Genomic DNA, 14,832 nt, shown 5'->3' with positions numbered 1-14,832 from the left:
CGATACTGAAGACAACGCTACGTCAAGCAACTCGCACCACACCCAGCATGATGGCCATAGAGCGTCCGCACTGGCGAGCCGGGGAATGTTCGCCAACATGCATCGCGGCATGACCCTTTCATCCGCGCTACTGGTGTTGGCTTTTGTCGCTGTCACCGTCATCAATCCTGAGCTGTCCAGCGCTGTATTCAGTGCAGCGCGCAACTGGATCGAAGACACCTTCGCCGGCTATTACCTGGTCACGGTGGTACTGCTGATCGCGGTATGCTTCTTCATCGTGCTTTCTCCCTTCGGCAGCAAGCGGCTGGGCAAGGATCACGAACGGCCCGAATTCTCGCGCTTCGCCTGGTTCGCGATGCTGTTTTCAGCGGGCATCGGCATTGGCATCCTGTTCTTTGGTGTCGCTGAGCCGATCTTCTATTTCGACAATAGCGGTGCCTTCGGGTATCCCAACAACCCGCATGCGGACCTGGCGGGCCACGCGGCGATGAATCAGCAGCGCGCCGTTGATGCCCTGCGGGTGACGTTCTTCCACTGGGGACTGCACGGCTGGGCAGTATACGTAGTTGTCGGTATGGCACTGGCCTACTTTGCCTATCGCAAGGACCTGCCGCTGGCGCTGCGCTCCGCGCTCTATCCGTTCATCGGTAATCGCATCTACGGCCCGATCGGCCACCTGGTCGATATTCTCGGTGTCCTCGGCTGTGTGTTCGGTGTTGCCACCTCGCTGGGCCTCGGCGTCAGCCAGATGGCCGTCGGGTTGCAGCGTCTGACCGGCATCGGCGCAGGCCTCGACACTCAACTGATTCTGATTGCCGCGATTACCGTGATCTCGATCCTGTCGGCGGTCTCCGGCGTCAAACGAGGCATCAGGATCATTTCCGAACTCAATATCTGGGTATCGGTGCTGGTGATTGGAGCCTTTGTTGTCGGTGGACCCACCTTGTGGCTGTTGACGACCTTCGGCGAGACCATGCGCGATTACGTGGTCGAATTCATTCCCATGGGTCTGTGGTATCCGGAGGATCAGAGCAATACAAACTGGCTGCAGGCATGGACGATCTTCTATTGGGGCTGGTGGCTGGCATGGGCACCGTTTATCGGGTTGTTCATTGCACGTATTTCAAAAGGCAGAACCCTTCGCGAGTTCGTGCTTGGCGTATTACTGGTGCCGACGTTCATCATCTTTGTATGGCTGGCGATCTTTGGCGGCACTGCCCTGCATCAGGAACTGACTGCCGCAGGTGGCACCGGCACTGCGGGGATCATTGAGCTGGTCAACGCCTGGAACCTGCCTGCCGCGCTGTTTGCAACCTCGGACGGCGTCGCCGGCACAGGCAGCCTGGGGTGGGTACTATCGGCAATGATGGTGTTCCTGCTGATGAGCTGGTTCGTGACCAGCGCCGACTCCAGCACCCTGGTGCTGACTACCATCCTGTCACTGGGCAATCCGGAACCGCCGCAACGTTTTCGCATCTTCTGGGGGCTGGTGATCGGCCTGGTCGCAGCAGCATTGCTGGTGGCCGGCGGGCTCACAGCATTGCAGACGGCGTTGATTGCCGCCGCCTTGCCGCTCAGTGTGGTGATACTGGTTATGACTGCAGGTGTACTGGTGTCGCTGTTCCAGGAAGGATGGCGCAAGTCCAGTTCGTCTATCGTACAGTCTGAGGGCAAACAGGCTGAGCGAAGATAGAACGTAGCTCATGACTCCTGGCTAGACCCACAGGGATGTGGGTCCCGCGCGCGGCGCTGATCCAACGGACAGGCCGCGCTTTCCTTATCCGGCAACGGTGGCACGACCATGCAACTCACCTACGAGGGACCCGCACCCGAACAGATCGGATTCCTGCTGTTGCCTCGTTTCGCTATGGTGGCATTGTTTTCCGCCATCGAACCCTTGCGTATCGCCAATCGCTTTGCCGGCGAGGAACTGTTTCGCTGGACGTTGATCAGCGTCGACGGTGAGCCGGTGGAAGCCAGCAACGGGATGCCACTGGCCGTCAATACCTCCATCGGCAGCCCTCTAGATGTCTCGAGTCTAATGGTCTGCGCCAGTTTTGCTCCGCTGGATGTGGTGGATGAGCGCTTGCTGGAGTGGCTACATCATCAACAAGCGATAAATACCGCACTCGGCGCCATCGATACCGGTGCCTTTGTGCTGGCTGAAGCGGGGCTTCTGAACCAGGCCACCACCACCCTGCACTGGGAGAGTCTTCCCGAGTTTCGCCAACGCTACCCACATATCGAAGCCGTGGAGTCGCTGTTTGAGGTCACGGAGGCAGGCTTCTTCGGGGCTGGCGCCAGCGCGTCCCTGGACCTGGCACTCGATACCATCAAGCGCCGACATGGAAGCTCCCTTGCACAGCTCGTGCGCGAGCAGTTGGTTCACGACCAGTTACGCCTTCCCGCCAGTCGCCAGCGGCCCCAACACAATGCACCAGAACCTCGACTGGCACGGGTCATCGCGCAGATGGATAGGCATCTCGAAGAGCCGTTGACCATTGGCGAGCTGGCGGAGCACGCCAACCTATCGCAACGTCAACTGGAGCGTCTTTTCCTGCACCAATGGCAACGCACCCCGTTGCAGATCTATCTTGAGCGCCGGCTGACATTGGCAAGGCAACTGGCGACCAATTCTTCCCATACCATCATGGATATCGCCCTGGCCTGTGGCTTCGCCTCAGCATCCAGCTTTACCCGAGCCTTTCAGCGTATGCACGGCGTCACACCCAGTGCACTGCGCCACAACTCCGGGCATCACCAACGCTGACCAGACAACAACGCTGTTCAGATATCAACGCTGATCAGACATCAACAACAGTGACCAGGAGCCAACAACAGTGACCAGGAGCCAACAACAGTGACCAGGAGCCAACAACACTGATCGAGCACTACCAACGTTGCCCAAGCAGCAAAATGTCGAATCGTGCACATCGCATGTCGAATCGTGCACAGTAATCACCCCAGCGCCAGGCCATGCTGACGACACTGCAATCTCGCTCCATTCTTCAGTCGAGGAGTTCGTCACCGTGCATCCCTCATTGCCTGCCACACCTGACTACGACGCCTGGCCGGTCACCCACCAGATTACCGATGTCAGCCATGACGCACGTCTCGTCACCCTGCATTGGGACGACGGCCGCATCAGCCGCTATCACAGTGTCTGGCTGCGCGAGAACGCAGCTGACGACAGCACCGTCAATCCCGCCACCCGCGAACGTATCCTCGACCTGTCCACGCTGAGCGCCTGGCCGGAGATCGACAACTGCCATATCGATGCGTCCGGGGCACTGGTCGTGGGGATCGCCCCCGAAGCCATTGAACTGCGCTTTCATCCCGGCTGGCTGCGTTATCACGATTACGACAACACCATCGATGACAGGCAACCTCTGGTGCCCGTCACGACCTGGCTTGGAGGTCCGGAGCAATCTCCGGTGACTCTTGAAGCCGATGGCTGGCTCGATACCACCCCCGATAGTCGAGAAGAAGCCGAAGTCCTGACGCCGGCACTGGAAGCGATTCTCGGTCGAGGATTGGTCAGGCTACGTGGTCTTCCCACGGAGCCCGGTACTCTGGCGCATATCGCCGAACGAATCGGACCGATCCGCAGTACCAACTTCGGCACCCTGTTCAACGTCAAGGCCAAGCACGATCCGGACTCCAACGCCTACACCTCGATTGCTCTGCCACCCCATGTCGATCTACCGACGCGCGAGTATCATCCGGGGCTGCAGTTGCTGCATTGCCTGGAGAACAGTGTCAGTGGCGGTCAGGCCGTGATGTTGGATGGTTTTGCAGTAGCCGAAGCACTGCGTGAGGAAGATCCAGACGCTTTCGACACCTTGACGCGAGTTCAATGGCGCTTCGCCAATACCTCGCGCAATACCGACTACGTCTGGCACTCACCGATGATCGTGCTCGACGACCGGGGCCAACTGGAGGAAGTGCGCATCGCCGACTTTCTACGCGGTCCGCTGATGACGAATTTCGATGAAGTCGATGCCGCCTACCGAGCGCTGATGGCATTGCAGCAGCGTCTACGCCAACCACGCTTCGCACTTCGCTTCACCTATGCGCCCGGCGACCTGGTGATCTTCGACAACCGTCGCCTGCTCCACGCACGCGATGCCTTCTCCGGGGACTCCGGCCATCGTTGGCTGCAGGGCTGTTACCTGGAGCGTGACGAGATTCGCTCACGCTACCGTATCGTGCAGCGTCGCCGACGCGAGCAACTCGTCGCAGCGGCAGGCGATGAACTCAGTGCGCCTGCCCACGCCGAGCCGTAGCACTGGGCGGTTCGCCGAAACGCTGCCGATAGGCGCGCGAAAAGGTGGCAAGGTGACTGAAACCCGCCGCCATGGCGGCTTGAGTCACGCTGACGTGGCTATCGGCCAGGATGCGTTGTGCCACGTCCAGCCGCATGCCCAGATACGTCTGTCTGGGCGTTTCCTTGAACCAGCTCTGGAAGTGTCGAGTGAGTTGACGCTGCGACTGTCCAGCAAGCCGACATAGTTCGGGAATCGCAAGCGGTGGAGCCAGGTTGGCTTCCATCACCGCCAACGCCCTTACTACCGTACGTGGCAGGCGGGAATCATGTTGCAGTTGGTTATCGGGCTGTTCCTCGGACGTACGGTGGTGGACGATCTGCCGACCAACGGCTTCCGCCAGGGACGGCCCATAGCGTTGCTCGATCCACATCAGCATCATATCGATGCTGGCAGAGCCGCCGGCACCGGTAAGCCGGTCGCTATCCCATTCGAAGCGCGCAGTGCTGACCCTGATCGAGGGGAACTCCTGACGAAACGCCGGCAAGCTTTCCCAGTGCATGGCCACCCTCACCCCATCGAGCACCCCGGCACGAGCCAGAATAAAGGGCGCGGTGTCCATGCCGCCCAGCCAGGCACCATGCGCCGCCAGTCGACGCAACACCGCACGATCCTCGGCAGTAACGGTTGCCTCTGCCTCCCAGGACGACACTACCATCAGCCGCGTGATCGACTCGCTATGCCAGGTCTGCCCCGGCGCCTCCATCTCCAGATCGCCAATTGCCCCATCGACATCGATGTACACGCCATTACTGGCCGTCACCGGCTGCCCATCTGCCGACAGCAATCGCCAGGCAAATAGTTTGCGGCCAAAACGGTTGGCAACCCGCAGTGGCTCCAGCAGACAGAACAGCGTCAGCATCGAAAACTTCGGCACCAACCAGACATTGAGCGTGGTCTCTGCATCGTCAGGCGAGAGTAGAGGTGGGGAGTCCGGGCGCGGATAAGGATAGACGGTGTCGTCCGACATGTGGCGATTTCCGACAAGGTTATGGCGAATTTCATCAAATCATAACCAATTAGCGAGGGTAAGGTAAACGAGTCAGCACAGCAGCCAATACAGCAATGATAAGAGTCTTCACAACGACAAGACCCTGTACTGACGAGTTCTACCCGGCACCGGACCGTGCCACAGCAATACCTTGCCGCACGATGCGCCAGCGCTCACTTGCGGCACCATCACTTGTTCAACTGTTCAACTTCAACGGTTCTACTTCAACAACAGAGCCAACCGCGGAGAGCAATGCCTGATGAGCTCCCAAGCCTCACCACGCCTGATCGATGCCGGGCGCCAGTTATCCCTGACCAGTCCGAGTGGCGATCTGCTGTTTGATGCCCTTTGGCTCCGTGAACGCGCCCCTGACGCTGACACTCTGGACCCTCTGACCGGCCAACGCTTGATTGAAGCTGCTGAATTGCCGCTGGACCTAAGTATCACCACGCTGGAGACCAACAATGGGTCGCTGGTTCTGGGCTTCAGTGATGGCCACACCGCCAGCTTCCTGATCGAAGATCTGCACCAGTCCCATGCCCTTCACACCGGGGAAGATATCAGTCTGTGGGATGCCAACCTGGAGAGCGTGCCACAAGCGAGCTTCACGGCGGCCATGGCCGACGATCAAGCTCTGCTGGCGATGCTGGAAGCGCTACATCGCTATGGCTTTGTGAGGGTCGATGACGTTCCCTGCGAGGTCGATGGTATGCAGCCATTGATCGATCGTATCGGTCCGCTGCGTCAAACCAACTGGGGCGGCATCGCCGACGTCCGCTCGGTGGCAGATGCCTATGACCTGACCATGACCCAGCGAGGACTGGAGCCGCACACCGACAACCCCTATCGCGACCCCATCCCGGGCTTTATCTGGTTGCATTGCCTTACCAATGCTGCCGACGGCGGTGACAGCACGCTCGTCGACGGTTTCGAGGCCGCGCGCCGACTGCGTGTGGAAGACCCTCAGGCCTTCGATTGCCTGACTCGGGTGCGTCCCGACTTTCGCTACCACGACGACGGCACACGACTGGACAGCTCGGGGCCGCTGATCGAAACCGACGGCAACAACAAGGTGGTGCGTGTGCGCTACAACAACCGCACGGAGCGCGTGGCGGCACTGCCCAGTGAGCAACTTCGCGATTACTACGCGGCACGCCAGTCCTTCTATCGCCTGATCACCAGCGACGAATTGACGCTGAAGCTGAAGCTGAACCCCGGCCAGATGCTGATTATGGACAACTACCGCCTGCTGCATGGCCGCACATCCTTCCAGCTTTCTGGAGGCGTCCGCCACCTGCGCCAGGGATATGTCGACCGCGACAGCACCCAGAGCCGCCGCCAATGGCTACGCGACCAGTTGAATACAAACCATCAGGGAGTCGTGGCATGAGTGCCGAGTCATCATCGACAAGACCTCTTGCACAGGCGAGTTTTCGCCGCTTCGATGAAAGCCGTCACAGCGACTGGGCCGTGATCGACCAGCATTTTCATCGTTTTCAGGCTGACGCCAGCCGTCGGGTGTTGCTACACCTTGAACGCCTGCGTGGAGATCATCACGGCTACCCAGTCGATCGTTACGAGCACAGCCTGCAGACAGCTACCCGTGCGCTACGTGCCGGTGCCGATGAGGAAACCGTGGTCTGCGCGCTGTTGCATGACATCGGCGATGACCTGGCGCCAGCCAACCATGCGGAGATTGCGGCGGCGATACTCGAACCGTTCATCGACCCGCTCAATGCCTGGATGATTCGCCATCACGAGCTCTTTCAGGGCTATCACTATCGGCAGTTCTATGGACAGGATCGGCACGCTCGGGACGCCTGGAGTGACCACCCTGCCTACGAACGCACCGTGCGCTTCTGCGACGAATGGGATCAAACCAGCTTTGATCCCGACTACGACACCCTGGCGTTGGAAGATTTCATTCCCATGGTCGAGCGTGTCCTCGGACGGGCGCCCTTCGGCGGCCTGCCGACCGTCAGCGTCGCTGGCTCTGCTTCCAGTTCAGACCCTGCTTCCAGTTCAGACGCGGCATCTGCAGCGTCCAACCCTGAGGAGTCCGGAGCATGACCACCTGTGCCCAACAGTTGATCCAGTTGCTTGATGCCTACGGCGTCGACACTGCCTTCGGAATCCCCGGTGTGCACACCATCGAGCTCTACCGCGAGCTGGCCGATAGTCCGCTTCAGCATTACACGCCGCGTCACGAACAGGGTGCCGGCTTCATGGCGGATGGCTACGCCCGATCCAGCGGCCGTCCTGCAGCATGCTTCATCATCACCGGACCGGGCATGACCAATATCGCCACGGCCATGGGCCAGGCATTGGCGGACTCCATCCCCATGCTGGTGATTTCCAGTGTCAACGCGCGTCACCAACTGGGACTGGGCCACGGTCACCTGCATGAGATGCCCAGCCAGCAACAGACTCTGGCCGGCGTCAGTCGCTTCAGCCATACCCTGCTCGATGCCGACAATCTTGCCGAGGTCATGGGCCAGGCGTTTGCCGTGCTGCGCGGTGCTCGTCCCGGCCCGGTGCATATCGAGATACCGCTGGACGTGATGGCCGCCGAGGTCTCCAGCAAGGCGGCACCGCGCATTGCTGCGTTTCATCCTCCAGGTCCTGCCCCTGCTGCCATCCGCCAGGCGCAGCAATGGCTCAATGAAGCCAGCCGGCCACTCCTGCTGATCGGAGGTGGCGCCGTCGCAGCGCCTGAGGCCGTGCAATCGCTCGTCGAACGCCTCGATGCTCCGGTGCTGACCACCATCAATGCGCGCGGCATCCTCGGCAACAGCCATCCCCTGGATCTCGGCGCCAACGCAAGCCACTCCGCCTGCCGCGAGCTGATTCGCGATGCGGATGTGGTACTGGCGCTGGGCACCGAACTGGGTGAAACCGACTACGACCTGGTCTTCGATGATGGCTTCCATGTCGAAGGCAAACTGGTACGTGTCGATATCGACGCTCGTCAACTGGCTCGCAACCATGCCGCTGACCTGGCGATCGTCTCTGATATCGGACTTGCGGCCACTGCGCTGGCGGAACAGGTCACTGCACAACAGCGCCATGGCCGGCAACGGAGCGACGCTGTTCGCGAGGTCATGGCACTGGAACAGGATCCCGATCTGGCCCAGTATGTCCCGCTGTTTGACACCTTTGACGAGATTCTTCCCGAAGCGATCATCGTCGGCGACTCCACTGGACCGGTATACGCCGGCAACATGATCGCACGACGTAATGCGCCGCGCCGTTGGTTCAACGCCGCTACCGGCTTCGGCACCCTCGGCTATGCTCTGCCGGCCGCTCTCGGTGCCGCCATCGCTCAGCCGCAATCCCCCGTGGTGGCGCTGGTCGGTGACGGTGGCCTGCAATTCGTACTGGGAGAGCTTGGTACAGCGAGGGATCTGGGCAGGCCGCTGGCACTGGTGATCTGGAACAACGATGGCTACGACGAGATTCGCCGCTACATGAGCGCTGACGGCGTCGCCCACCTCGGTGTCAACCTGAAGGCACCGAATTTCACCGCGGTGGCCGAAGGTTTTGGCTGCCGACATATCGATGTCGGCACGCCATCCCAACTCGCCAGCGCCCTGAAACAACTGCATGACAGCGACAACGTGTTGGTGATCGAAGTCGATGCTGCCCGCTGGCAGGCATCCCTCGATCCCGTGCGATGCAGTCAACCGAACACGCTGTCGTCGGAACAGAAGAGGAATCCATGAAGGTATCGCAACTGACCGCCAGAATCGCTGGCGAAGGCGCCGCCGCCTGGAACATTCATTATCGCGCCATGGCGCGCCAACAGGCCGGTGACGATATCACGGTGCTCTCGGTGGGAGACCCGGACTTCACTACCCCGGCACGCATCATGGATGCTGCCCGTGACAGCCTGTATGCGGGGAACACTCACTACGCCGATGTTCAGGGCAAGCAGGCACTGCGCGAGGCCATCGTCGACCACTACCGAAAGTACGATGTCGACGCCTCCGCGGATCAACTGATCGTCCTCGCCGGTGCCCAATGTGGGCTCTACGCCACCGCACAGTGTCTGCTGGACCCTGAGGACGAAGTGATCGTGCCGGAACCCGGCTATGTGACCTACGAGGCCGTGATCCAGTCAACCGGCGCCAGCCTGGTTCAGGTGCCGCTGCGCGCCGACAACGGCTTTCAACTCGATGTTGCCGACATCACCGCCGCGATTACGCCCAAAACGCGCGCGATTCTGCTCAACAGCCCGCATAACCCGACGGGTACCAGCATCGGGCCGGAACAGTGGCAGACGATTGCCGAGCTATGCCGAGCACACGACCTGTGGCTGATCTCCGATGAGGTCTACGCCGATCTCGTTTTCGACGGCAGCCACACCTGCGCCGCGTCACTGGCCGGAATTGAAGACCGCACCGTGGTGATCAGCAGTCTGTCGAAGTCCCACGCCATGACCGGCTGGCGCCTCGGCTGGGTGATGGCCCCACCAGCACTTATCGGCCACCTCAGCAACCTCGCCCTGTGTATGCTGTATGGCTGCCCCGACTTCATTCAGGATGCCGGCATCGCCGCACTGAAGGGTGATCATGGCGAACTCGAGGTCATGCGCGATGCCTATCGCCAGCGCCGTGATGCCGTTTGCCAGGCCCTGGCACACAGCGATGCCGTGACAGCCATCTGCCCAGATGCAGGAATGTTCGTGATGGTCGATATTCGCCGCACCGGTCTCAGCTCTGCCGAGTTTGCCGATCGCCTGCTTGATGAGCATGGGATTTCGGCACTCTCGGGAGAGGCCTTTGGTCCCTCCGCGGCAGGCTTTATCCGCCTCAGTCTGACTCAATCGCCCGAGCGTCTAACCCAGGCCAGTCTCCGCCTGCGGCAGTGCGCCGAGGCATGCCTTTCCACCAGCTCCGAGTGCCTATGACTCCATCGCCGATTGCCAATCCCACGGACAAGTCCAACTCCACGGATGCATCCCACTTAGTGAATGCATCCAACGCGCCGGATACGCGCCCGACACCCGCCGTCGAAGCGCGTCATCTAGTCAAGAACTATGGCCAACTCTCCGTGCTGCGCGATGTCTCCTTCACGGTTGACGAAGGCACGGTCACTACCATCATCGGTGCCAGTGGATCAGGAAAAAGTACTCTACTGCGTTGTATGAATCTGCTGGAACGCCCTGACCAGGGTGAGCTGGCGATTGCGGATGAGCGTATCTGCTTCGACCGCAACCCCCAGGCCACCAGCCAGGGCCTCAGCCGTATCCAAATACAACGCCTACGCTCGAGGGCCACCATGGTCTTCCAGCAGTTCAATCTCTGGCCGCACCTGACGGTACTCGGCAACGTCAGTGAACCGCCGATTCGCGTCAAGGGAATGTCGCGACAGCAGGCCAACAAGCTCGCTCTTCATTATCTCGAACGCGTAGGAATGGCCGAACGCGCTGACAGCTACCCCGCCTTCCTCTCCGGCGGACAGCAGCAGCGAGTGGCGATTGCTCGAGCGCTGGCCATGGAACCCAGTGTGTTGCTGTTCGATGAACCAACCTCGGCACTGGACCCCGAGCGTGTCAACGAAGTGCTCGGTGTGATCCGTGACCTCGCCGATGAAGGCCGCACCATGCTGATGGTGACTCACGAAATGGCTTTCGCTCGCGAGGTTTCCGACCAGCTGATCTTTCTCGATGAAGGCGTTATCGGTGCCGCAGGAACGCCCGAACAGGTGTTCCACAGCAGCAACACGCGTTGTCGTCGCTTCATTGCTCCAGCGGCCTGACCGGCCTGCGTACCGGGTGCCTTCGACAAGCACCCATATAACGAACATTTACATAATAACCAGGAGCTCCTGATGAAACTCCACTTATTGACCGCGACCGTCCTGACCACAGCCCTGACCAGCATCACCTTTTCCGCTCAGGCCGAGGAACCCCTACGCATCGGCATTTCCGCCGAGCCCTATCCGCCATTTACCTACACCTCTTCAAATGGCGAATGGACCGGATTCGAGGTCGAACTGGCCAACGCAATCTGCGACGCCATGCAGCGCGAGTGTGAAATCACGCCCACCGGCTGGAGCGGGATCATTCCTTCGCTGAAATCCGGCCGTATCGACATGATCATGAACTCGATGTCGATCACCGAGGCTCGCCAGCGAGTGATCGACTTCAGTTCCCCGTACTACTTCACGCCCGGTGCCTATGTCGCCGCGACCGACTTTACCGATGAGCTGCCGGAGGGCCTCGACGGCAAGGTACTCGGTGTGCAGAGTGCAACCACCAACGCCACCTTCGCTCGCCGTGCCCTGCGGGACCAGGATGTCGATGTACGCCTGTATGACCAGGCCGAACAGGTCAATCGCGACCTGCTCGCGGGTCGTCTCGACGTGATCCTCGCCGACGAGATTGCCATGCGCGAGTTCGTTGAACGCGATGAAGCTGACGGTTTCGAGATCAAGGCGACTGCGCCTCACCACGCAGCCTATGGTGAGGGGGTCGGCATTGGCGTACGCAAGGACGATGACGCGCTTACCGACTCGCTCAACACCGCTATCGCCCAAATCAATGCCGACGGCACCTGCTCGTCGCTTTCCGAGCAGTACTTCGGTACTGACGTCTGTATCAGCGACGAATGAGGAGAGTCCTGTCTCAGTGTTCTGCAACAGACTGACAAGCCTCTAATGGACTGATATGAATAGTGTTTCTCAAGAGGGCCTCGCCGACTGGGCGGGCCCGATTCTGTCCGGTGCCTTGACCACGCTCGAGATTGCGCTGCTGGCCTATGCCATCGGTCTGGTGCTCGGGTTGATCGGTGCAGGTTGCCGTTTGAGCCCCTGGGCGCCACTGCGTGCGATTGGCACCCTGTACTCCACTGCGGTGAGGGCGGTGCCCGAACTGCTGCTGATCATTCTGCTCTACTACGCAGGGTCGCAGGCACTCACGGCACTCGCCAACCAACTGGGTTTCAGCGGTGCAGTCACCATCAATGGCTTCGTTACTGCGGTAGGTGTACTGGCATTCGTACAGGGCGCCTACATGACAGAGGTGCTGCGCGGAGCGATTCTGGCAATACCTCGCGGCCAACTGGAAGCCGCCGATGCCTTCGGCTTCTCTCCCTGGGCGCGCTTCCATCGCATTACGCTACCGGCACTATTGCCCAACGCCCTACCCGGGATGTCCAACCTGTGGCTGATATTGATCAAGGACACCGCACTGATCAGCGTCATCGGTTACAGCGAATTGTTCTTCACGGTCCAGCAGGCAGCATCGAGCACACGCTCCCACTTCCTGTTCTATTCCGCGGCGGGCGTGCTTTATCTGATCATGACTCTGAGCTCGACGGCATTGTTCAAACGACTCGAACAACGCGTGCGCCGTGGCCAGCCAGCACTGAACACCGAGGAGGCCTGATATGGATTTCAGTTGGCTGAGTGATCCCTTTTACCGCGAATATCTGCTTGAAGGCCTGGTCAGTACCCTGTGGTTGCTGCTGGTGTCGGCGGTGGGCGGTTTACTGCTGGCAGTGCTCATGGCGATTGTCCGTATCAAGGGCCCCCGTCCTCTGGCGTGGCTGGCCCAGGGGATTTCGATCGTCATGCGCGGCACCCCGCTGCTGGTGCAGCTGTTCTTCTTCTATTACGGCGTTGGTCGTCTACTGGAAGGCCTGCCGCTGGCCGAACAGGGTCCGTTCAAGGACCTGCTGCGCGACCCGTTCTTCTATGCCAGTCTCACCTTCATTCTCTCGGTAGGCGCCTATACCGGGGAGGTGCTGCGTGGCGCGCTGCTCAGCGTGCCGCCAGGCGAACGTGAAGCCGGTCGTGCCTTTGGCCTGTCGCCCTTCCAGGTGTTCATTCACCTATGGCTGCCACGGGCCATCCAACTGTGTCTGCCAACGTTGACCGGTGAGATGATCCTGTTGCTCAAGTCAGTGCCATTGGTGTCGACCATCGCCATGATGGACCTGCTGCAGGCCGCCAACATCATTCGTGATGAGACCTTCCTCACCTATGAGCCACTGCTGCTGATTGCCGCAATCTACCTGCTACTGACGGTGATACTGACGCTGATTCTGCGCCAGGTGGAACATAATTTCCCGGGGATGAAGCCCCAACGCAGCAGCAAATGGTGGCGACGCACTGCAACCGCACCCCAAACACCATAAAACCGACTGCTGGCATACCATGAAACGAACAATAAGGCGGGGTCCACCCGCCTTTCACGAGCGCTTGCGCACCTCGCGAGGGGAATAACCGAAATGTCGGCGGAAGGCTCGCGAGAAGGTTGAAGGCGAGCTGAAGCCGCAGGCCAGGCCAATCGCCAGCACATCGTGATCGGTTTCCTTCAGCAGGTAGTGGGCTCGTGTCAGGCGTATGTTCAAGTACCAGTTGCCTGGAGTAGTACCCAACGTCTCGGAGAACAGTCGTTGCAACTGACGCTCGGAGATACCGCTACGCTGGGCGATGACCTGCAACGATAACGGCGCTTCCACATGCCCTTCCATCTGCGCTACCGCCTCGACCAGCCGTGGGTTGTGACTGCCCAGCCGGCGCGCCAGCGTCATGCGCTGATGATCGCCACGCGAGCGTAACCGGTCATGAATCAACTGCTCGGAAACCTCCACCGCCAACGCCATTCCGTGTCGCCTTGCGATCACTTCCAGCGCCATATCCATGGCCGCCGCCCCTCCGGCACAGAAGAAACGTCGCTCGCCGAGAAGAAACAGCTCGTCACAGGTGTCGATACCGGGATAGCGCTCATTGAAGGCAGGCAGCGACTCCCAATGCAATGTCACCGTTTCACCGCTGAGCAACCCTGCCTCGGCGAGTACCACGGCGCCGGTATCGAGCGCCCCAATGCGACATCCACCCTGATCCAACCGATTGAGCCACGCCGTCAGACCATGGCCTATCCACTGCTCTGGCTCGAAACCACTGCACACCGCCAGTGATGGCAGATGACGAACGTCCGCCAGCGCATGATCGATCATCAACGTCATGCCATTGCTGGCGGTCACAGGCTCGCCAGTCAGCCCGATGAGTGTCCATTCATAGAGCCTGCGACCCGCCATCCGATTGGCAATACGCAGCGGTTCGACAGCGGAAAAGAACGCCATCATCGAAAATCCCGGCAGCAGTAGAAAGCCAACATGTTCGGTGCCCTGGATATCCACATTGTTCAGCACTCGACTACCTCCTGTTGCCCAGTCACTACCACCATCGGCGGCGAAAATGTCACGTTTTTCAATTACTCATATTTCATGTAATTGGACTACGCTAATTATCAATTGTCAGATCCATGCCTCCAGGCGCAGGAAAAGCCTGCGCTCCGCGCGACGGGGGCATGGAAACATGCGAATCATTCAGCGTCAGTGCCGCCGGGGTCAAGATGCGGGATGTTGATCTACTGATGTCTGGAGGGTGCTGATCAGCGCATGGCAAAGGCGAGCCGCGGCTCGGCAGGCAGTCCTGAACTCAACGGCTGTCGGCAGTGTACCCGGACTAACGCAGACACTGGCTATGTTTTGTCATTGGCTGGTG

The 14,832-nt window shown here is 60.1% G+C and carries 13 protein-coding genes; 11 read left to right on the top strand and 2 right to left on the bottom strand.

Translation table 11 applies throughout. From position 1 onward, the window contains the following. The first annotated feature begins 85 nt into the window (after positions 1 to 85). The 3 genes from AR456_RS09275 to AR456_RS09265 all read left to right on the top strand — a co-directional run bounded on the left by AR456_RS09275 (position 86) and on the right by AR456_RS09265 (position 4,286). On the top strand, positions 86 to 1,693 hold the full coding sequence (locus tag AR456_RS09275) for a BCCT family transporter (protein ID WP_021817684.1): 1,608 nt from the start codon (positions 86 to 88) through the stop codon (positions 1,691 to 1,693). A gap of 108 nt (positions 1,694 to 1,801) precedes the next feature. Continuing rightward, positions 1,802 to 2,770, top strand: coding sequence for a GlxA family transcriptional regulator (locus AR456_RS09270; protein ID WP_021817685.1), 969 nt, complete (start codon positions 1,802 to 1,804; stop codon positions 2,768 to 2,770). A 259-nt stretch (positions 2,771 to 3,029) separates the two neighbouring features. Next, complete coding sequence (locus tag AR456_RS09265; protein WP_021817686.1) at positions 3,030 to 4,286, top strand: TauD/TfdA family dioxygenase; 1,257 nt, start codon at positions 3,030 to 3,032, stop codon at positions 4,284 to 4,286. On the opposite strand, the gene AR456_RS09260 is transcribed toward AR456_RS09265, so the two are convergent. Next, positions 4,258 to 5,295 (bottom strand): GlxA family transcriptional regulator, encoded by a 1,038-nt coding sequence (locus AR456_RS09260; protein WP_021817687.1) that lies wholly within the window; start codon positions 5,293 to 5,295, stop codon positions 4,258 to 4,260. The genes AR456_RS09265 and AR456_RS09260 overlap by 29 nt on opposite strands. A 280-nt stretch (positions 5,296 to 5,575) precedes the next feature. On the opposite strand from AR456_RS09260, the gene tmpA reads away from it, so the two are divergent. From tmpA to AR456_RS09220, 8 genes are all read left to right on the top strand, one after another. After that, positions 5,576 to 6,706 (top strand): 2-trimethylaminoethylphosphonate dioxygenase, encoded by a 1,131-nt coding sequence (gene tmpA, locus AR456_RS09255; RefSeq protein ID WP_021817688.1) that lies wholly within the window; start codon positions 5,576 to 5,578, stop codon positions 6,704 to 6,706. Next, positions 6,703 to 7,386, top strand: a complete 684-nt coding sequence (locus tag AR456_RS09250; RefSeq protein ID WP_021817689.1) for an HD domain-containing protein — start codon at positions 6,703 to 6,705, stop codon at positions 7,384 to 7,386. The genes tmpA and AR456_RS09250 overlap by 4 nt, the downstream gene beginning before the upstream one ends. Next, complete coding sequence (locus AR456_RS09245) at positions 7,383 to 9,038, top strand: 5-guanidino-2-oxopentanoate decarboxylase (protein WP_021817690.1); 1,656 nt, start codon at positions 7,383 to 7,385, stop codon at positions 9,036 to 9,038. Before AR456_RS09250 ends, AR456_RS09245 begins: the two co-directional genes overlap by 4 nt. Beyond that, positions 9,035 to 10,225 (top strand): pyridoxal phosphate-dependent aminotransferase, encoded by a 1,191-nt coding sequence (locus tag AR456_RS09240; protein ID WP_021817691.1) that lies wholly within the window; start codon positions 9,035 to 9,037, stop codon positions 10,223 to 10,225. The genes AR456_RS09245 and AR456_RS09240 overlap by 4 nt, the downstream gene beginning before the upstream one ends. After that, complete coding sequence (locus AR456_RS09235; protein ID WP_021817692.1) at positions 10,222 to 11,076, top strand: amino acid ABC transporter ATP-binding protein; 855 nt, start codon at positions 10,222 to 10,224, stop codon at positions 11,074 to 11,076. The genes AR456_RS09240 and AR456_RS09235 overlap by 4 nt, the downstream gene beginning before the upstream one ends. Positions 11,077 to 11,148: 72 nt before the next feature. Continuing rightward, a complete protein-coding gene (locus AR456_RS09230) occupies positions 11,149 to 11,931 on the top strand; it encodes a transporter substrate-binding domain-containing protein (protein WP_021817693.1) in 783 nt (260 codons plus the stop codon). A gap of 55 nt (positions 11,932 to 11,986) precedes the next feature. Beyond that, entirely contained in the window at positions 11,987 to 12,706 is a 720-nt protein-coding gene (locus AR456_RS09225) for an ABC transporter permease (protein ID WP_021817694.1), read from the top strand. 1 nt (position 12,707) lies between these two features. Continuing rightward, positions 12,708 to 13,457, top strand: coding sequence for an ABC transporter permease (locus AR456_RS09220; RefSeq protein ID WP_021817695.1), 750 nt, complete (start codon positions 12,708 to 12,710; stop codon positions 13,455 to 13,457). Positions 13,458 to 13,511: 54 nt separating this feature from the next. On the opposite strand, the gene AR456_RS09215 is transcribed toward AR456_RS09220, so the two are convergent. Next, complete coding sequence (locus AR456_RS09215; RefSeq protein WP_021817696.1) at positions 13,512 to 14,477, bottom strand: GlxA family transcriptional regulator; 966 nt, start codon at positions 14,475 to 14,477, stop codon at positions 13,512 to 13,514. Positions 14,478 to 14,832: the final 355 nt, after the last annotated feature.

The sequence above is a fragment of the Halomonas huangheensis genome, from assembly GCF_001431725.1.
In the GTDB taxonomy this organism is placed as follows: Bacteria; Pseudomonadota; Gammaproteobacteria; order Pseudomonadales; family Halomonadaceae; genus Halomonas; species Halomonas huangheensis.
The sequence above is the reverse complement of the archived record's forward strand: the minus strand, read 5'-3'. Positions and strand labels throughout refer to the sequence as shown.